General features: G+C 60.2%; 20 protein-coding genes and 1 pseudogene. 6 read left to right on the top strand and 15 right to left on the bottom strand.

Annotated features, from left to right (window positions below; genetic code table 11):
- Positions 1–209 precede the first annotated feature (209 nt).
- The 6 genes from AB4O08_RS17270 to rplU all read right to left on the bottom strand — a co-directional run bounded on the left by AB4O08_RS17270 (position 210) and on the right by rplU (position 4524).
- Positions 210–692 (bottom strand): glutathione peroxidase, encoded by a 483-nt coding sequence (locus tag AB4O08_RS17270; protein WP_137206599.1) that lies wholly within the window; start codon positions 690–692, stop codon positions 210–212.
- Between the two features lie 101 nt (positions 693–793).
- Positions 794–1258 (bottom strand): CreA family protein, encoded by a 465-nt coding sequence (locus AB4O08_RS17265; protein WP_045791638.1) that lies wholly within the window; start codon positions 1256–1258, stop codon positions 794–796.
- 15 nt (positions 1259–1273) lie between these two features.
- The gene (gene proB / locus AB4O08_RS17260; RefSeq protein ID WP_031290869.1) at positions 1274–2392 is read right to left on the bottom strand and encodes a glutamate 5-kinase; all 1119 of its coding nucleotides are present in this window, start codon (positions 2390–2392) and stop codon (positions 1274–1276) included.
- A 109-nt stretch (positions 2393–2501) separates the two neighbouring features.
- The gene (cgtA, locus tag AB4O08_RS17255; RefSeq protein ID WP_010206489.1) at positions 2502–3725 is read right to left on the bottom strand and encodes an Obg family GTPase CgtA; all 1224 of its coding nucleotides are present in this window, start codon (positions 3723–3725) and stop codon (positions 2502–2504) included.
- A 192-nt stretch (positions 3726–3917) separates the two neighbouring features.
- A complete protein-coding gene (gene rpmA / locus AB4O08_RS17250; protein ID WP_003176049.1) occupies positions 3918–4175 on the bottom strand; it encodes a 50S ribosomal protein L27 in 258 nt (85 codons plus the stop codon).
- A gap of 34 nt (positions 4176–4209) precedes the next feature.
- Complete coding sequence (rplU, locus tag AB4O08_RS17245) at positions 4210–4524, bottom strand: 50S ribosomal protein L21 (RefSeq protein ID WP_007950961.1); 315 nt, start codon at positions 4522–4524, stop codon at positions 4210–4212.
- A 239-nt stretch (positions 4525–4763) separates the two neighbouring features.
- Here rplU and AB4O08_RS17240 point away from each other — a divergent pair, with 239 nt between their 5' ends.
- The 3 genes from AB4O08_RS17240 to AB4O08_RS17230 all read left to right on the top strand — a co-directional run bounded on the left by AB4O08_RS17240 (position 4764) and on the right by AB4O08_RS17230 (position 6689).
- The gene (locus AB4O08_RS17240; RefSeq protein ID WP_010206495.1) at positions 4764–5732 is read left to right on the top strand and encodes a polyprenyl synthetase family protein; all 969 of its coding nucleotides are present in this window, start codon (positions 4764–4766) and stop codon (positions 5730–5732) included.
- A 196-nt stretch (positions 5733–5928) separates the two neighbouring features.
- Positions 5929–6270, top strand: coding sequence for a zinc ribbon domain-containing protein YjdM (locus tag AB4O08_RS17235; RefSeq protein ID WP_010206496.1), 342 nt, complete (start codon positions 5929–5931; stop codon positions 6268–6270).
- Between the two features lie 161 nt (positions 6271–6431).
- Positions 6432–6689 (top strand): PA4570 family protein, encoded by a 258-nt coding sequence (locus AB4O08_RS17230; RefSeq protein ID WP_003194088.1) that lies wholly within the window; start codon positions 6432–6434, stop codon positions 6687–6689.
- 135 nt (positions 6690–6824) lie between these two features.
- On the opposite strand, the gene AB4O08_RS17225 is transcribed toward AB4O08_RS17230, so the two are convergent.
- Positions 6825–7442, bottom strand: a complete 618-nt coding sequence (locus AB4O08_RS17225) for an FKBP-type peptidyl-prolyl cis-trans isomerase (protein WP_010206497.1) — start codon at positions 7440–7442, stop codon at positions 6825–6827.
- 86 nt (positions 7443–7528) lie between these two features.
- On the opposite strand from AB4O08_RS17225, the pseudogene AB4O08_RS17220 reads away from it, so the two are divergent.
- A pseudogene (locus AB4O08_RS17220) lies at positions 7529–8710 on the top strand (methyl-accepting chemotaxis protein); the annotation flags it as partial.
- Positions 8711–8749: 39 nt separating this feature from the next.
- On the top strand, positions 8750–9613 hold the full coding sequence (locus AB4O08_RS17215; RefSeq protein ID WP_370636473.1) for a methyl-accepting chemotaxis protein: 864 nt from the start codon (positions 8750–8752) through the stop codon (positions 9611–9613).
- A gap of 636 nt (positions 9614–10249) precedes the next feature.
- Here the strand turns inward: AB4O08_RS17215 and AB4O08_RS17210 are convergent.
- Genes AB4O08_RS17210 through AB4O08_RS17195 form a run of 4 tightly spaced genes read right to left on the bottom strand, consistent with a single transcriptional unit; the run spans position 10250 to position 14335 of the window.
- On the bottom strand, positions 10250–10618 hold the full coding sequence (locus AB4O08_RS17210) for a glyoxalase superfamily protein (RefSeq protein ID WP_010206499.1): 369 nt from the start codon (positions 10616–10618) through the stop codon (positions 10250–10252).
- Between the two features lie 29 nt (positions 10619–10647).
- A complete protein-coding gene (locus AB4O08_RS17205) occupies positions 10648–12111 on the bottom strand; it encodes an N-acyl-D-amino-acid deacylase family protein (RefSeq protein ID WP_460114238.1) in 1464 nt (487 codons plus the stop codon).
- Position 12112: 1 nt separating this feature from the next.
- Positions 12113–12973, bottom strand: coding sequence for a MurR/RpiR family transcriptional regulator (locus AB4O08_RS17200; RefSeq protein ID WP_010206501.1), 861 nt, complete (start codon positions 12971–12973; stop codon positions 12113–12115).
- Positions 12974–12985: 12 nt separating this feature from the next.
- Positions 12986–14335, bottom strand: a complete 1350-nt coding sequence (locus AB4O08_RS17195) for a GntT/GntP/DsdX family permease (RefSeq protein ID WP_010206503.1) — start codon at positions 14333–14335, stop codon at positions 12986–12988.
- A 248-nt stretch (positions 14336–14583) separates the two neighbouring features.
- Between AB4O08_RS17195 and AB4O08_RS17190 the strand changes: the two genes are divergently transcribed.
- Positions 14584–14964: a lysozyme inhibitor LprI family protein gene (locus AB4O08_RS17190; RefSeq protein ID WP_010206504.1), complete on the top strand. Its 381-nt coding sequence runs from the start codon at positions 14584–14586 to the stop codon at positions 14962–14964.
- Positions 14965–15086: 122 nt separating this feature from the next.
- On the opposite strand, the gene AB4O08_RS17185 is transcribed toward AB4O08_RS17190, so the two are convergent.
- From AB4O08_RS17185 to AB4O08_RS17170, 4 genes are all read right to left on the bottom strand, one after another.
- Complete coding sequence (locus AB4O08_RS17185) at positions 15087–16532, bottom strand: SulP family inorganic anion transporter (protein ID WP_154847704.1); 1446 nt, start codon at positions 16530–16532, stop codon at positions 15087–15089.
- A gap of 196 nt (positions 16533–16728) precedes the next feature.
- Positions 16729–17622 (bottom strand): NAD-dependent epimerase/dehydratase family protein, encoded by an 894-nt coding sequence (locus tag AB4O08_RS17180; protein WP_460114237.1) that lies wholly within the window; start codon positions 17620–17622, stop codon positions 16729–16731.
- A gap of 103 nt (positions 17623–17725) precedes the next feature.
- The gene (locus tag AB4O08_RS17175; protein WP_045791637.1) at positions 17726–18622 is read right to left on the bottom strand and encodes a LysR family transcriptional regulator; all 897 of its coding nucleotides are present in this window, start codon (positions 18620–18622) and stop codon (positions 17726–17728) included.
- A gap of 30 nt (positions 18623–18652) precedes the next feature.
- Positions 18653–19243, bottom strand: coding sequence for an NADPH:quinone oxidoreductase MdaB (locus AB4O08_RS17170; protein ID WP_010206516.1), 591 nt, complete (start codon positions 19241–19243; stop codon positions 18653–18655).
- Positions 19244–19346: the final 103 nt, after the last annotated feature.

The raw sequence follows: 19346 nt of genomic DNA, 5'->3' as shown, positions 1-19346 counted from the left end.
GGAAGACGGGGTTTATGATGTGGATAATATTGACCGTGGGCGAACCTGAACAGCACTATTGATCTGAGTGATTAAAGGGTAAAAGCGCCTTGATCACGGTAGGCGCGAGCTTGCTCGCGAAAATCGCCAACGATAACCCGGGACATTCTGGGTGAACGTAGCGCGCTCAGGCTTTTCGCGAGCAAGCTCGATGCTACAAGGGGAAGTATTCAGGTCAGGGCTTTTTCGATGGCCTGGACGATCGTCGGATCATCCGGCGCGGTGCGCGGGGAGAATCGTGCAAGCACTCGCCCATCCTTGCCCAGCAAGAACTTCTCGAAGTTCCAGGTGATATCCCCAGGAAACTCGGCCCCCTCGCCTGCCAGCAAGCGGTACAGCTGATGACGATCATGCCCATTGACTTCAAGCTTGCTGCCCAACGGGAAGGTCACCCCGTAATTCAGGCTGCAGAATTCCTGGATTTCTTCCTCGGTGCCCGGTTCCTGGCCTGCAAATTGATTGCACGGCAGGCCAAGCACGATAAAGCCTTGGTCCTTGTATTGCTGGTAGAGGTTTTCCAGCGCGGCGTATTGCGGGGTCAAGCCACATTTGGAGGCCACGTTGACCACCAGTACCACCCGCCCCTTGAAGGGCGCCAGCGGCAGCTCTTGTCCGTCCAAAGCTTTGAGTTTCAGGTCGTGGAAAGCACTCATGACGAACTCCAGATATCCCATGTTCTTCGCATTACGGCACGTCGAGATTACAACCCGCAAGCCTGCAATCATAGACGCCCGTTGCAAAACTCGCCTGCAGGTTACTGAGCGGTCGGCCAGGGCAAAATCGGAATCGCTGTCACGGCGTTCTGCGGGCTGCCTTCGATCAGGCGGTCGCTGTATACCAGGTAAACCAGGGTGTTGCGCTTCTTGTCGAGGAAGCGCACCACCTGCATGGTCTTGAACACCAGGGAGGTGCGCTCCTTGAACACTTCGTCGCCATCCTTGAGCTCGCCCTTGAAGCGGATCGGGCCAACCTGACGGCAGGCGATCGAGGCTTCAGCGCGGTCTTCGGCCAGGCCCAGGCCGCCTTTGACGCCGCCGGTCTTGGCGCGAGACAGGTAGCACGTCACGCCGTCGACCTTGGGGTCATCAAAGGCTTCAACGACGATCCGGTCGTTGGGGCCGACAAACTTGAACACCGTAGACACCTGGCCGACTTCTTCGGCGCAGGCCAACAACGGCATGGCCAGCAGCAGGCCGAACAATCCTTTCATGACACGCATTGTGTATTCCTTTGTTTAGACCAGGATCAGGTTATCGCGGTGAACCAGTTCTGGTTCGGCCATGTAACCCAAGAGTCCGACAATCGCATCAGAGGATTGTCCAATGATTTTCTGTGCTTCGAGGGCGCTGTAATTGGCCAGGCCGCGGGCAATCTCACGACCATCCGGCGCCACGCATACCACCATCTCGCCACGACGGAAACTGCCCTGCACCAACTTGACGCCGACCGGCAGCAGGCTTTTGTTGCCTTGGGACAGTGCAGACACTGCGCCATCGTCCAGCACCAGGGTGCCACGGGTTTGCAGATGACCGGCCAGCCACTGTTTGCGCGCCGCCAACATGCCGCGCTCTGGCGACAACAGCGTACCGATGCGCTCACCGGCCTTCAGGCGGTCCAGCACGCGCTCGATGCGCCCGCCGACGATGATGGTGTGCGCACCGGAACGTGCCGCCAGGCGCGCCGCGCGCAGCTTGGTCTGCATGCCGCCACGGCCCAGAGCGCCGCCAACGCTGCCGGCCACGGCGTCCAGTGCCGGGTCATCGGCGCGGGCTTCGTAGATCAACTGCGCGTCGGGGTTGTTGCGTGGGTCGGCGTCGAACATGCCGTCGCGGTCGGTAAGGATCACCAGCAGATCGGCTTCCACCAGGTTGGCCACCAGGGCGGCCAGGGTGTCGTTGTCGCCGAAACGGATTTCGTCGGTGACCACGGTGTCGTTCTCGTTGATCACCGGAATGACCTTGAGCTCCACCAGGGCGCGCAAGGTGCTGCGGGCGTTGAGGTAGCGCTTGCGGTCGGACAGGTCGTCGTGGGTCAGCAGGATCTGAGCCGTGTGGCGGCCGTGATCGGCGAAGCTGGATTCCCAGGCTTGCACCAGGCCCATCTGGCCGATGGCGGCGGCGGCTTGCAGTTCGTGCATCGCGCTGGGTCGCGCGGTCCAACCGAGGCGGCTCATCCCGGCGGCAACCGCTCCGGACGACACCAGCACCAACTCCACACCGGCCTCATGCAAGGCCACCATCTGCTCGACCCAGACGCTCATGGCTGCACGATCCAGCCCCTTGCCATCCGCCGTCAGCAACGCACTGCCGATCTTTACGACCCAGCGCTGCGCACCTGTCACTTTGCTCCGCATCATCTTCAACCTTAGATTGAGGGCTGCGCGACCCAGCGCGGCCCATAACGTTAAACCCGGATACTAAAACGCCGCTCCAGGGAGCGGCGTTCAAGTTTATCGCAACGGATCAATCACGCACGTAAATGATTTCCGGACCGTCTTCATCATCCACATCTTCCTCGTCCCAATCATCGTCGCCGATGTCATGGACCGACTTCACGCCGCTGCGGCGCAAGGCACGCTGGTCGTCCAGGGCTTGCAACTGGGCACGGGCTTCGTCTTCGATGCGCTGGTCGAGTTCGGCCAGTTCGGCCTTGAACACCGGGTCGGCCGCCAGGCGGTCGGCGCGGTCTTCGAGGTAACGCATGATGTCGCGGGTCAGGCGCTCGGTGCCTTCTTTGGCGATAGCCGAGATCACGTAGACCGGACCTTCCCACTCCAGGCGGTCAACGATTTCCTTGACGCGCTCTTCGTGCTCTTCTTCAAGAATCTGGTCGCACTTGTTCAGCACCAGCCAGCGATCACGCTCAGCCAGGGACGGGCTGAACTTGGTCAGCTCGCTGACAATCACTTCGGCGGCGTCCGGCGCGCTGGTGTCATCCAACGGGGCCATGTCGACGAGGTGCAGCAGCAGACGGGTACGCGACAAGTGCTTGAGGAAGCGAATCCCCAAACCTGCGCCATCGGAAGCGCCTTCGATCAGGCCGGGAATGTCGGCGATCACAAAGCTTTTCCAGCGGTCGACGCTGACCACACCCAGGTTTGGCACCAGGGTAGTGAACGGGTAGTCGGCGACTTTCGGCTTGGCGGCCGAGACCGAACGGATGAAGGTACTTTTACCAGCGTTCGGCAGACCCAACAGGCCCACGTCAGCGAGTACTTTCATTTCCAGCTTGAGGTCACGCTGCTCGCCCGGCTTGCCTGGCGTGGTCTGGCGTGGCGCACGGTTGGTACTGGACTTGAATCGGGTGTTACCCAGACCGTGCCAGCCGCCCTGCACTACCATCAGTTTCTGGCCGGCCTTGGTCAGGTCGCCGATCACTTCCTGGGTGGCAGAGTCGATGATCGTGGTGCCGACCGGTACGCGCAGTACCAGGTCTTCGCCTTTTTTACCGGTGCAGTCGGTGCTGCCACCGTTGGAGCCACGCTCGGCATCGAAGTGCCGGGTGTAACGGTAGTCGACCAGGGTGTTGAGGTTTTCGTCGGCCATCATGTAGATGGAACCGCCGTCACCGCCGTCACCGCCGTTGGGGCCACCGTTTTCGATGAATTTTTCGCGACGGAAACTCATGCAACCGTTACCGCCGTCGCCTGCTTTTACTCGGATGGAAACTTCATCAACGAACTTCATAACAAAACGCCTCTCGTCGCATGGACGAGCTTAAGAAACCAAGACATAAGACTCTTGCAAAAATGAGCGCAGCGACCTCAATCAGCGACCGCAAACCAGCGCCTGAGCCCATTACAAACAGCTTTGCAAGAGACTCACTCCACAAACGAAAAAGCCCCGTCGCAAGACAGGGCTTTTCCAGCGATCTCGCAATTAAGCTGCGACAACGCTCACGTAACGGCGGTTGAACGCGCCTTTTACTTCAAACTTGATCACGCCTTCGATTTTCGCGAAGAGGGTGTGATCTTTACCCATGCCTACACCGTAACCGGCGTGGAATTGGGTGCCGCGCTGACGCACGATGATGTTGCCCGGAATGATTTTCTGGCCGCCATACATCTTAACGCCAAGGCGTTTGGCTTCTGAGTCGCGACCGTTACGGGTACTACCACCAGCTTTTTTGTGTGCCATGAGTCAATTCTCCTAGTGAGGAATTAGGCTGAAATTAAGCCTGAATACCGGTGATTTTGATCTCGGTGTACCACTGGCGGTGGCCCATACGCTTCATGTGGTGCTTACGACGACGGAACTTGATGATGCGGACTTTATCGTGACGACCTTGGGAGATCACTTCAGCCACAACGGTAGCGCCAGCAACAACTGGAGCGCCGATGTTCACGTCATCGCCATTGGCGACCAACAGAACGCGATCAAAAGTAACGGATTCGCCGGTAGCGACTTCCAGTTTTTCGATCTTCAGGTATTCACCTGGGGCGACTTTGTATTGCTTGCCACCAGTAACAATTACTGCGTACGACATGGTATTTCTCCGATAATCCTGCTCACCCAGCGCTTTATAAGAAGAGGTATTGGCTGGCATGGCTGCATGGGATGGACGTCCCAAATGCAATTGCGTAAGGCAGGTGCTGCCCAGGAAGTTCAGGGTGCGCGATTGTACGCAAGGTAAATGGGTGTTGCAAGGGGCCGTCTATCGCGCCTTGACACTGGGGGGCCTGGGTCCTAGCATGCCGCGCAACCCTTCTGGAGCGACTGTCGCTGATGCAACCCCAAGCTTTCTACCGCGCGGTCGCGGACGATTTTAGCGCCGTCGACGGCATCATCAAGAAGCAGCTGACTTCTAAAGTGCCGCTGGTCTCCAAAATTGGCGACTATATTACGTCGGCGGGCGGTAAGCGCCTGCGTCCTTTATTAGTGCTGCTGTGCGGCAAGGCCCTGGGTCGCGAAGGCGATGACCTGCGCCTGCTGGCCGCCACTATCGAATTCCTGCATACCGCCACCCTGCTGCATGACGACGTGGTCGACATGTCCGGCATGCGCCGTGGCCGCGAGACCGCCAATGCGATGTGGGGCAACGCTCCAAGCGTGCTGGTGGGTGACTTCCTGTACTCGCGCTCGTTCGAAATGATGGTTGAACTCGGCTCGATGCCGGTGATGAAGATTCTTTCGCAGGCCACACGCATCATCGCCGAAGGCGAAGTGTTGCAACTGTCGAAGGTCCGCGACGCCAGTACCACCGAAGAAACCTACATGGAAGTGATTCGCGGCAAAACCGCGATGCTCTTCGAAGCCTCCACCCACAGCGCCGCTGCGTTGTGCGGCGCAACGGCCGAGCAGGCCGAAGCCCTGCGTACCTTTGGCGACCACCTGGGCGTGGCGTTCCAACTGGTGGACGACCTGCTCGACTACAAGGGCGACGCCGAAACCCTGGGCAAGAACGTCGGTGACGACCTGGCTGAAGGCAAGCCAACCCTGCCATTGATCTACACCATGCGCGAAGGCACGCCGGAACAGGCCGCCCTGGTGCGCAAGGCGATCCAGAAAGGCGGGATCGAAGACCTGGAGGCCATCCGCGCCGCCGTGGAAGCATCGGGTTCCCTGGAGTACACCGCTCAACTGGCGCGTGACTACGTGGCCCGTGCCATTCAGTGCCTGGAAGCCCTTCCCGCCAGCGAATACCGGGACGCCCTGGTCGAGCTGAGTGAGTTTGCGGTCGCGCGTACGCACTAGAAATACCAAATGTGGGAGGGGGCTTGCCCCCGATAGCGGAGTATCAGTCGCCAACTGTATCGACTGGAATACCGCCATCGGGGGCAAGCCCCCTCCCACATTTAGTTTGTATTACCCATCCAAGACCGTGCCCTGCCTCCCTACAATTCCCTATATAATGTGCGACTTTAGCCATCCTGACCTTTAAGGAGCTTTAGTGAGCACGTTGCCACCCTGCCCGAAATGCAATTCCGAATACACCTACGAAGACGGCGCCCAGCTGATCTGCCCGGAATGCGCCCATGAGTGGTCCGCCAATAGCGAGGCCGAAGCGGCCAGCGACGAAACCGTGAAGAAAGACTCCGTCGGCAATGTACTGCAGGACGGCGACACCATCACCGTGATCAAAGACCTCAAGGTCAAGGGCACTTCCCTGGTCGTGAAGGTCGGCACCAAGGTCAAGAACATCCGCCTGTGCGATGGCGACCACGATATCGACTGCAAAATCGACGGTATCGGTCCGATGAAGCTCAAGTCCGAGTTCGTGCGCAAAGTCTGAACGTATTGCCTCCATCCCGCGCCCGCCGCGGGATGGCGTTTCGCCCTCCCGTTTGATCCCGCGCAATATCCACACAGAAAAAACCAGAAACCGCCAATAGGCACTTGCTATTCTACGAATAAGAATTATTCTCATTGAAACCCATCAAGGAGATGAGACCCATGACTTATTTGATAGACGCCTGGCTGGACCGACCACACCCTTACCTGCGGATCCTGCATCGGGAAACCGGTGAAGTCTGTGCGGTGCTGGAAGAAGAAGCGCTGAACGAACTGCAGGACCAGGGTGACCTGGACGTCAACGGGCTGAGTTCGAGCGAACCCGGTGTGTTGAAGGAAGTGGTGCGCAATCTGTTTCTGTTCTGCTATGCCCGAGCGTTGCGCCCGGCGACGGAGCTGAATGGCAAGTTCCATCCATGAGCGACCGCGCAAAACACTGTAGGAGCGAGCTTGCCCGCGAAGAACTTGAAACCGCCGCGCTACACCAGACGCGCGGCGTTATCGTTAACGTTTTTCGCGAGCAAGCTCGCTCCTACAGGTAATCAACAACAGGTCTTACAGAACGTCGAGCAGTTCGACGTCGAACACCAGAACGCTGTGCGGCGGGATGCTGCCAACGCCTTGAGCGCCGTAAGCCAGTTCGCTCGGCACGTACAGGCGCCATTTGCTGCCAGCATTCATCAGTTGCAGGGCTTCGGTCCAGCCGGCGATCACGCCGCCCACCGGGAATTCTGCAGGCTGGCCGCGCTCGTAGGAGCTGTCGAACACAGTGCCGTCGATCAAGGTGCCGTGGTAATGAGTGCGCACTTGGTCTTCACGGGTCGGCTTGGCGCCGTCACCTGCGGTCAACACTTCGAATTGCAGGCCGGAAGCCAGGGTGGTGATGCCATCACGCTTGGCATTTTCAGCCAGGAACGCCAGGCCAGCGCCCGCTGCAGCTTCAGCCTTGGCGGCCGCTTCGGCTTGCATGACTTCACGGATTACTTTGAAGCTGGCGGCCATTTGCTCTTGGTCCACACGGCTTGGCTTGCCGCCGAAGGCGTCGGTCAGGCCAGCCAGGATGGCGTCCAGGCTCACACCTGGTGGCGGGTTGTCACGCAGTTGGTCGCCCAACTGACGGCCGATACCGTAGCTGACGCGGGTTTCGTCGGTGGACAGATTAACTTCGGACATGAAGAGGCTCCGCTGTAGGACAACACTGGTTTTCCCAGGCTACCCAGAACTAAAAGGGCCCGCAGACTAGCACACAAGATCGCCCCATGATCAGCCCCCCTCCCCGCGCCACGACTGCAGTGCGCCTCTTCGTCGCACCCGGCAAATTAGCATTTCAGATTCAACGCCCGCCGCCGATACAGCCCTACACAGCAGCTGGCTCCAAAATCAATAACCGTCCAGCACACCCCATCATTCTTGCGGAGCATTCGATGAATAGCTGGTTCGGCAACATCAGCGTCAACCTCAAACTGGGCCTGGGCTTCGGCCTGGTGCTTGTCCTCACGTCGATTCTGGCATTGACCGGCTGGACCAGCCTGGGCGGCCTGATCGACCGCAGTAACTGGATGAGCGATATCACCCAGCTCAACGCGTCGTTGACCAAGCTGCGTATCGTGCGCCTGCAATACATGCTCGCCAACGGCGACGAAGCGGTGGCCCAGAACGTACAGACCAACCTGGACGCTTTCGCTGCCCAGCAGCAGAAGCTGATCGACAGCTTCAAGAGCCCGGAAAACCTCAAGCTGCTCAACGAGCAGAAAGCCATCATCACCGCTTACCAGCAGTCGCTGAACAAAATGCGCGAGGCCTACCGCAACGGCAACGCCTCACGCCAAGTGATGGGCGACAAGGCGGATATTGCCAATGCACAGATCAACGCATTGGAAACCAGCGTGAAGCAAATGCCTGACAGTTCGGAACACCTGGCGCAGTTCCAGGCGGTGGCCGACGCCAAGATGCAATTCCAGTTGGCTCGCTACGAAGTACGCGGCTACACCGGTAACGTCAGCCCGGAGACCGAAGCGCGCGCAGCCGCACAGATTGAAAAAGCCATCGCCGGCTTGAAAGACCTCAACGCCGCCTTTGGCGCCAGCCAGCAAAGCGCGCTGACCGCATTGGAAACCGCCCTGGGTGCCTACCGCAGCGCGGTGCAGAACTACAAGGCAGCCAACGCCAACATCGTGACTGCCCGTGCCGAAATGACCACCCAAGGCGCTGATATCGTCACAATCAGCGACAAGCTGTACGAAATCCAGCTCACTCGTCGCGACGCAGAAAGCGCCCAGGCTCGCAGCCTACAGTTGATCAGCACCTTGTTGGCCTTGCTGGTTGGCGTGATCGCCGCACTGGTCATCACCCGTCAGATCACCCGCCCGATCCAGGAAACCCTGGCGGTAGTGGAACGCATTGCCTCCGGCGACTTGAGCCACAACATCCAGGTCACTCGCCGGGATGAACTGGGCGTGCTGCAACAAGGCATCCAGCGCATGGGCACCACCTTGCGTGAATTGATCAGCGGTATTCGCGACGGCGTGACCCAGATCGCCAGCGCTGCCGAAGAACTGTCGGCCGTCACCGAGCAGACCAGCGCCGGCGTGAACAGCCAGAAGATCGAGACCGATCAGGTCGCCACGGCGATGCACGAAATGACCGCCACCGTGCAGGAAGTGGCGCGCAACGCGGAGCAAGCTTCCCTGGCCGCCGCCGATGCCGATGGCCAAGCCCGCGCAGGCGACAAGGTGGTGGCCGAGGCCATCGCCCAGATCGAGCGCCTGGCCGCTGAAGTGGCGCGTTCCACCGACGCCATGACCCATCTGCAACAAGAGAGCAACAAGATCGGCAGCGTGATGGACGTGATCAAGGCCGTCGCCGAACAGACCAACCTGCTGGCCCTCAACGCGGCGATCGAAGCAGCGCGGGCGGGTGAAGCCGGGCGTGGGTTTGCCGTGGTGGCTGATGAAGTGCGCGGCCTGGCCCAGCGCACGCAGAAGTCCACCGAGGAAATCGAAGGCCTGGTCGCCGGGTTGCAGAATGGCACCCAGCAAGTGGCCAATGTGATGAACAACAGCCGCAGCCTCACCGACAGCAGTGTCGAGCTGACCCGCAAGGCCGGCGTGTCGCTGGAGAACATCACGCGTACGGTGTCGAATATCCAGTCGATGAACCAGCAGATCGCCGCCGCCGCCGAGCAGCAAAGCGCCGTGGCTGAAGAGATCAGCCGCAGCATTGTGAATGTGCGTGATGTATCGGAACAGACCGCTACGGCGAGTGACGAGACGGCCAAGTCGAGTGTGGAACTGGCGCGGCTGGGCAGCCAGTTGCAACAGATGGTCAGTCATTTCCGGGTGTAAGCAACCAAAAAGCCGCCTCGGCCTAAACCCAGGCGGCTCCACTTCTCAGACCTTAGCGGTCATCGAAGCTGTCTCGCAGGAACTTCCAGACGTGATAAGCACGCAGGCAGTTCACGACGAGGTTCCACGTACGTCGTGCAAACTTAGACATACTCGGCCCTCCGTGAGTTAGGCCTTACCTCCAGCGCACTTACCGGAACACGTGAGCCTTTGGACGCGGGTCATCGCATCTTTGAGGCGGCCGGGCTAATGGGCTTCCCGCATGAATCCGGCACGGATTACTAGCCCGTGGCGATCAGTCCAAAATTCGCGCGCGTACCCGGCTCACCTAATAGCAACCAACGCAGAACGGGGTGAAGCCTAACCAAAACCCGCCATGAAGGTGTGACAGAAAGTGGTTAAATATCCAGTATTTGTTTCGAAGATTTACTGCAAGCTAGTGCAGCGGAAATCGACATAATGAAACGCTCAAGATTATCGGTGCCGACCATCGCCTAACCTTGCGCGATAAAATGACCGACGGTACTATCCTCCCGCGGGTCATCGCATCTTTGAGACAGCAACCCCAGCCACTAACTGGGATTGCAAAAAAAACCGCCCTACCAAGGCGGTTTTTTATTGCCTGCGATTTGCCCTTCAGCCCTCGCCTTCCTCGACAAACACCACGCGATTCCCGAACGGGTCCTTGATGCTCATCTCCCGCGATCCCCAAGGTGTTTCCTCAACCCCAGGCTTGGCATACCGATAATCCTTGCCCGCCAACTGCTGCTGATAGGCGTCCACCCCTTGCGCCTGGATCCGCACCGCAGCACCCGGCGAGGCATCGCCATGATGCTCAGTCAAATGCAGCACACATTCACCCAACGACACCTGCAAATACAGCGGGAAATTCGCCTCGAAACGATGCTGCCAATCCACCTTGAACCCCAGGAAATCGACGTAGAATTCCAACGCCTTGGCCTCGTCGAAAATCCGCAGGATGGGGGTGACTTTTCCTAAGTGCATGGCGACCGCTCCGTTTAAAAGAGCCCCCACTATAGAGACGAAAAACCCCGACGCAAATCCCCGCTGCGTGCCAGGAAGCGACCCGGCCGCTGACCGTTCGCCTGCCCCTCGCTGTAGCTCAGCACGCCGTTGATCCACACCCCATCAATACCTTCCGCCGCCTGCTGCGGCGCCTTGAAATCTGCCACGTCGCGCACACGCAACGGGTCGAACAGCACCAGGTCAGCCCAGTGCCCTTCGCGAATCTCCCCGCGCTCAGCCAAGCCAAACCGCGCCGCCGACAACCCGGTCATTTTGTGCACGGCAGTGTGCAACGGAAACAATCCGATATCCCGGCTGAAATGCCCCAATACCCGTGGAAACGCGCCCCACAAACGCGGATGCGGGAACGGATCCTCGGGCAACCCATCCGACCCGACCATGGACAGCGGGTGCGCCAGGATGCGCCGCACATCCGCTTCATCCATCCCGTAATACACCGCGCCTGCCGGTTGTAGCCGGCGCGCTGCATCCATCAATGAAACGTCCCACTCTGCGGCAATATCCTGCAAGTCACGCCCGCTCACTTCCGGATGCGGCGTCGACCAGGTGATGGTGATACGAAACGCGTCGGTCACCTGCTTGAGGTCCAGGGTCGAGGAACTCGCCGCATAGGGGTAGCAATCACAGCCCACCGCATGGGTTTTCGCCGCCAGTTCCAGCGAAGCCAGCAGTTGCGGACTACGTCCCCAATTACCGGCGCCGGCACATTTGAGGTGGGAAATAATCACCGGCACCTTGGCATGCCGGCCGATCAGGAAGGCTTCGTCCATCGCCTCCAGCACCGGCTCGAACTCACTGCGCAAGTGGGTGGTGTACACCGCACCGAACGCGGTGAGCTCTTCACTCAGTTGCAACACCTCATCGGTCTCGGCATTGAACGCACTGGCGTAGGCCAGGCCTGTGGATAAACCGAGGGCGCCGGCTTCGAGACTCTCGTGCAACTGCACGCGCATGGCGGCGATTTCATCCGCTGAAGCGGTACGGTGCAGGTCGTCCATATGATTGCTGCGCAGCGCTGTATGACCGATCAGCGCCGCGACGTTGACCGCCGGATGAGCCTTTTCGACCGCCGCTCGATAGTCGCTGAAACGCGGATAAACAAACGCCGAAGCGCTGCCCAACAGGTTCATCGGGTCCGGCGGATCGCTGCGCAACGTCACTGGCGACGCACTGATGCCACAGTTGCCGACAATCACCGTGGTCACACCCTGGCTGAGCTTGGGCAGCATCTGCGGCTGGCGGATCACCACCGTGTCATCGTGGGTGTGCACGTCGATGAAACCCGGTGCCAAGACGCGGCCACTCGCATCGATCTCATGCTCAGCCTGGGCGTTCGACAGGTCGCCAATCGTCTCGATGCGCCCGTCGCGCAGCCCCACATCGGCTACATAGCCGGGGGTGTTGCTGCCATCAATGATCAGCGCCTGGCGGATCAACGTGTCGTACTTCATATCAGTCTCCAAGCGGCAGGCTGTCGGGGCCGCCGCGATAATCGTCCAGAGCCAGCTTGATCCGGCGCAGGCGCTCTTGGTTGTCGTCTGGCAGGGCCAACGCCAGTTCGGTGGCGAGCAGGTCGATGGCCAGCAGCAGTCCGTAGCGCGCCGCGGTGGGCTTATAGATAAAACTGGTTTCGGCCGGTTGCAGCGGCAGCAAGACATCCGCCAACTGCGCCAAGGGGGAATCGGCCAGGGTGATGGCGACGATGCGCGCGTCGTAGTTGCGTGCCAGGGTCACCACGTCGAGCAACTCAGGGGTAAGGCCAGTCAGGGAGCACACAATCAACGCATGCTCGGGCCCTAGCGTCGCCGCCGTGACGCGCATCATGACCGGGTCATGGCAGGCGGCAATCGGATAACCCAGGCGCACCAGGCGCACCTGCAACTCATCACTGCACAGACTCGACGGACCGCCCATGCCGAACGCATGGATCATCCGCGCCTTGCCGAGCAAACTCACCGCATCGACGAAACTCGCCTGGTTGAACCCCGACAAGTGCTGACGCAACGTCGCCTCGATATCCCCCAGGATCTGCCGGTGAAATGCCGACTGTTCCGGCAACCCCGCAGGGTCGAGGAAGCGGCTGCCGACTCCACTGGCCTGGGCCAATTGCAGGCGCAAATCCCGCAGATCCCGACACCCCACGCTGCGCGCGAACCGCGACAAGGTGGCTGTGCTGACCTCGGCGCGCTGGGACAACTCTTCCAGGCTGGCCGATGCGGCAAACCCCACGTCATTGAGCATCAGCTTGGCGATACGCCCTTCGCCGGCGCTGAAGGCGTCCTGGCGGGCGCGGATCTGGTAGAGGATGTCCATGGGGTCTCCGGGTTACAAGATGCAGGACAGGCCATAAGTCAGACCGAAGGCGACCACGGAAATCAGAGTCTCCAGCACGGTCCAGGTCTTGAAGGTCTGGATCACCGTCATATTGAAGTATTCCTTGATCAGCCAGAAGCCGCCGTCGTTCACGTGGGAAAAGATCACCGAACCCGCGCCAGTGGCCAGCACCAGCAATTCGGGGTGTGGATAACCCAGGCCCATGGCAACCGGTGCCACCACGCCGGACGCGGTGGTCATGGCGACGGTGGCCGAGCCCGTGGCAATTCGCATCAACGCGGCAAACAGCCAGCCCATCACCAGCGGCGACAGCTGAAAAGCGTGGGCCAGGCCGAGAATTTCGTTGGTAACGCCCGCATCCACCAGGATGCGATTCAAACCGCCGCCCGCGCCCACCAGCAACGTAATGCTAGCCGTCGGCGCCAGGCATTCGTTGGTGAACTTGAGGATCGATTCCCGATTGAAACCCTGCGCAATACCCAAGGTCCAGAAACTCACCAATGTCGCCACCAGCAGCGCAATCACCGAGTTGCCAATGAACAGCAGGAATTGGTTGAAAGCGCTGCCCGGGGAGGAAATCACGTTGGCCCAGCCACCGATCATCATCAGCACCACCGGCAACAGGATGGTGCCCATGGTCAGGGTAAAACTCGGCAAGCGGGTACGCGGTTCGCGGTCAATGAACTGACGTTCCAGCGGGTTTTCCGCTGGCAGATGGATACGCGGCACGATGAATTTGGCGTAGACAGGGCCTGCAATGATTGCCGTCGGGATACCGATCAGGATTGCGTACAGCACGGTCTGCCCCACCGACGCGTTATAGGCCAGCACCGCCATCATCGCCGCCGGGTGCGGCGGCACCAGTGCATGCACCACCGACAGACCGGCAACCATCGGCAAACCGACCATCAGGATCGATACGCCGACCCGCCGCGCCACGGTAAAGGCGATCGGCACCAACAACACAAAGCCCACTTCGAAAAACAGCGGCAACCCCACCAGAAACGCGATGCAGACCATCGCCCAATGCGCGTTGCGCTCGCCAAACCGGTTGATCAGCGTGCGCGCCACCTGCTCGGCACCGCCGGACTCGGCCATCATCTTGCCGAGCATGGTGCCCAGCGCCACCACCAGGGCGATATGCCCCAGGGTCTTGCCGACGCCCGCTTCGTAGGACCCCATGATGGTGTCCGCCGGCATCCCGGCCATCAGTGCCAGGCCGATGGACACCAGGGTGATGACGATAAACGGGTTGAGTCGGTAACGTGCGATCAGCACGATCAAAGCAATGATGGCGATGGCAGCGTATGCCAACAGCCCGAAGCCCGGTGATGCGGCCATGCGGTACTCCTCGGAAAGGGTCACGTCGAATTGGTTGTGAAACTCATAAATCATTACCGAGGAGTATTTTCAATTTTTATGAAAGTAATTTTCGCCCATGGATAAGCGCTGTCGCGTTGGGATATGCCCGACGTTCGCCGATGAAAATTCGGGGGGTGTTCTTACATGAAGATCAGAGGATGCCGGAAACTCAAGCGCCGCCATCGAGTCATAGAATGCGCCTCCACTCATGCCCAGGAAAACCGACCATGATTCGCACCTCCCTCGCTGCCAGCGCTATGTTTCTCGCCCTGTGCGGCACCGCCTCGGCGGCCGATAACGCAGCGTTGAAAAAATGCATGGACAGCGCCAACACGACCGCAGACATGGTCAATTGCAACGCCAAGGAAGCCAAGGTGCAGGACACGCGTCTGAACAAGGCCTACAAAACCGCCCTCGCCGCCCAGGAAGGCGCGCGCAAGCAGCAACTGCAGGACGTGCAGCGCCTGTGGATAAAATACCGTGATGCCAATTGCGGCTTCGCAGGCTCCGCGACCGGCGGCACCATCGACCAGGTCAACGGCTCCGCCTGCCTGCTGGACATGACCCAGACCCGCGCCCAAGAGCTGGAAGACCTGGTCGGGCCATAAGGAATGGCCCCCCTGTAGGAGCGAGTTTGCTCGCGAAAATCGTCAACGATAACGCGGATAACCTGAGTGCAGGTGGCGCACTCAAGTCTTTCGCGAGCAAGCTCGCGCCTACACGTTGGTGTTCAGTCGTGGTGAACCTTCGCGCGCTTGAGCAGCTTCTTGCACCGCTCCGACAGATGCAGCACCCGCAGATGCTTGCCGGCCTTGGTGTAACGCTCACGCAGGGTCATCAACGCGGCAATCGCTGAGTAGTCGACAAAGCTCAGGTGACGGCAATCCAGCGTCACCTGGGCCGGGTCGTTGGCCGGGTCGAACTGGTTCAGGAACGGCGTGGTCGAGGCGAAGAACAACGTGCCATGCAGGCGATAAAGCTTGCTGCCATCGGCTTCCAGGTGCTCATCCGCATACAGCTCTCGCGCTTGTTGCCAGGCGAAATTCAACGCCGCAATCACAATCCCGCACAACACCGCCGTGGCCAGATCGGTGAACACGGTGATGACCGTCACCGCGAGAATCACCAGCACATCATTGACCGGCACCTTGTTGATCACCCGCAAGGAGGCCCAGGCGAAGGTCTGCTGGGACACCACGAACATCACGCCCACCAGCGCCGCCAACGGAATGCGCTCGATAAACGGCGACAGAAACAGAATGAACAACAGGATCATCACCCCGGCAAACACGCCGGACAAACGCCCGCGTCCGCCGGAGCTGAGGTTGATCACAGTTTGCCCGATCATTGCGCAGCCGCCCATGCCGCCGAACAGGCCGGAGACCATATTCGCCGCGCCGAGGGCCACGCTTTCGCGGTCGGGGTAGCCGCGGCTCTCGGTGATTTCGTCGGTGAGGTTGAGGGTGAGCAGGGTTTCCAGCAAGCCGACCATGGCCATCAGGAACGCATAGGGCGCGATGATGCCGAGGGTTTCCAGGGTCCAGGGAATCTGCGGCAGGGAGAAGGTCGGCAGGCCGCCGGCGATGTGGGCCATGTCGCCCAACGTGCGGGTCGGCAAGCCCAGCAGGTACACCGCCAGGCCCACGCCAAGGATCGCCACCAACGCGGGCGGCACGGCGCGGGTGATGCGCGGCAGCAGGTAGACAATGGCCATGGTCACCAGCACCAGGCCGATCATCACGTACAGCGGCGTGCTGCTGAGCCACTGTTCACCGCTCTTGAAATGTTCCAACTGCGCCAAGGCAATGATGATCGCCAGGCCGTTGACGAACCCCAGCATCACCGGATGCGGCACCATGCGCACCAGCTTGCCCAGGCGCAGCAGGCCGAAGGCGACCATGATCAGACCGCCCAGCAACACCGTCGCCAACAGGTATTCCACACCGTGCTGCACCACCAGCGCCACGATTACCACTGCCATCGAGCCCGCCGCACCGGACACCATGCCGGGGCGGCCGCCGAACAACGCGGTCAGTGTGCAGATGATAAAGGCGCCGTAGAGCCCCATCAGCGGGTTGAGGTGGGCCACCAGGGCAAAGGCGATGCATTCGGGCAGCAATGCAAAAGACGTGGTGAGGCCGGCCAGGGCATCGGCGCGCAGACGGGTGAGGTTCATGAAGTACCAGGGTAATGCGGAAGATAAGGCGGGGAATGGTACGGAATTGAGGGAGGTGGGGCTAGTAATGTGTAACATCAGGTAAACCGAATCGCCGCCATCGCGGCAAGCCCGGCTCCCACATTTGATGTGTGAACACAGTCCAATGTGGGAGCTGGCTTGCCTGCGAAGGCAGCACCGCGGTCTTAAGCGAACATCACACCATCTCGTTGCGAATCCACTCCACGACCGACGTACGTTTCGGCGCCCAGCCCAGCCGTTCACGGGCGTGCTTGCCACGCACTCGGCTGTTGGAACCCAAACCATAGTTGGCCATTTCATAACCCCACTCGGCTTCGGCGTCGGCCAATGGCCAATCCTGGGGTTTGCCCAGGTTCAGGGCTTCGGCAATGGCGGTGGTCATGTCGATAAACGCCGCTTCGCTGCTTTCCACGAAGTAGAACGTGCCCGGCACATTCTTGGTCAGCGCCAGCAAATACAACGCCACCACATCTTCAATGTGCACGTTGGACCAGATGTTCTGCCCGCTGCCCACATGGCGCACCACCCCACTCTTGCGCGCCTGCTTGAGCAGACGCGGCAATTGCACGCTGTCGCGCTTCACGCCCAGGCTGTGGCCGTAGATCAATGTGTTGCAGATCACCGCCGAGTTCACGCCTTCTTTGGCTGCGGCCAGGATCAGGTTGTCGATGGCCACGCGGGCGGCCTTGTCGACGGTCGGCTCAGGCAGGTTGTCCTCGAAGTAGATGACCTCGCTGGACTTGCCGCCCGACGCATCACCCACAATGCTTGAACCGCTCGTGTGCAGGAGCGGCTTGTTCGAGCCCTTCAACGCTGCCAACAGCGTTTCCACGGCGGCGCGATGGTCGCTGCTTGCGGCATTGATCACCGCATCGGCCTTCTGCGCTTGTTCGGTCAGTACGGCGGTGTCGTCCAGGCTGCCGATCACCGGAGTGATGCCCAGGGCGGTCATCTCAGCGGCTTGTTCGACACTGCGCACCAGGCCGGTAACGCTGTGGCCAGCCTTGACCAGGCCAGTTGCGATGGATCCGCCGATAAAACCTGCGGCGCCGGTTACAAATACCTTCATGGAGAGTGCTCCTGAGTGAGTCAGTGATGGGGCCAGTATCAAGGGCCGATCCCTGACGAATAAGCCCCTGTTGCCCAATTCACTCTTGCGCGAAGGTCACGAATCAGCAGGCATACCGCGCCAGCTTGGCCTGGATAAAGTCCAGGAAACACTGGATACGCAACGCCAACTGCGAGTTCCGGTAGAACACCGCGTGGATCGGCTGGCGATAACCGCTGTTGAACGCCTCAAGCACCGGCACCAGACGCCCGGCCTCGATGTCGTCGATGGTCATGAAATTAGACAGGCAGCAAATACCCTGCCCCGCCAACGCCAACTGGCGCACGGTTTCACCACTGGACGCTGCCACGCCGGGCTGGATCAGCCAACGGTCACCTTCCACATGGCGCAGCGGCCAGTGGTTGAGGGTTTCGGTCTGGGTAAACCCCAGCAAGGTGTGGTCCGCCAATGCGGCAACCGTGGTCGGCGTGCCGTACTGCTTGAGGTAGTCGGGGCTGGCGAGGATATGCAGTGGCGTACACCCCAGCGAGCGTGCATGCAGGGTGGAGTCGGCCAACGCACCGATGCGAATGGCGATGTCAGTGCTCTGTTCCAGCAGGTCGATGATCAAGTCATCGCTGTTCAGCTCCAGTTGGATGTCCGGGTAGAGGCTACGAAACTCCGCGATATACGGCACGATTCCATGCAGCATGAACGGCACCGCAGCGTTGATGCGCAGGCGCCCCGCCGGCTTTTTCTGACGCGACGACAGGCGTTCTTCCAGCTCATCCATCTGCGCCAGGATCACCTTGGCCTGCTCGAAGAAGTATTTACCCTCCTCGGTCAAGTCCATCCGCCGTGTGGTGCGGTTGATCAGCGTGGTGTCGAGCTTGGCTTCCAGGCGTGACAAGGTGCGGCTGACCGCCGAGGGCGTCTGCCCGACCTGTTCGGCGGCAGCGGAAATCGAACCGCATTCAATGACGCTGACGAAGATCTGTAGCTCATCGGATCGGGCTTTCACAGGCGCTCCTCGTTATCGGTTCCCAGCAGCTTACACTGAGAAATTGAAGACCTGCGCCAGATGCTGCTCGTAGCGCGCTACGTCAGCCTCGATCGCCGGGCGCTTCATCACGTCCACGCACAGGAAGGTCGGCAGGCCGGTCATGCCAAGGAATTCGTTGGCCTTGTGAAATGGGAAGTACACCGCATCCACGCCCTTGGCTTCGAAGAAGTCGGTCGGGTCGTCAAAGGCTTGCTGGGGTGCGTTCCAAGTCAGCGAGAGCATGTACTGCTTGCCCTGGATCAGGCCGCCGCTGCCGTATTTCTGCGAGGCATCGGAGCGCGTGCGGCCGTCGCTGGCGTAGAGGCTGCCGTGGCCTTCGGTGAAGACTTCGTCGATGTATTTCTTGACGATCCACGGTGCGCCCATCCACCAGCCGGGCATCTGGTAGATGATCACGTCAGCCCAGAGGAATTTCGCCACTTCTTCTGCCACGTCGTAGCCTGCGTCGATGTGCGTGACGTTGACGTCGATGCCGGCGCGGTCCAACACCGCCACGGCGGCGTCATGCAGGGTGGCGTTGTAGCGACCATCGGAGTGAGCGAATTTCTTGCCGCCGTTGAGCAGGAGGATTTTTTTCATGGGAAGGCATCCTGAGGGGTTAACACTGTCGGCCGGCAGGCTATCGACATTGTCCCCTTGGAATAAGCGGCGGCACGGCAAAATACATTTGATCGGAAAGCAC

It is taken from the genome of Pseudomonas sp. H3_E07 (genome assembly GCF_054668895.1).
The sequence above is the reverse complement of the archived record's forward strand: the minus strand, read 5'-3'. Positions and strand labels throughout refer to the sequence as shown.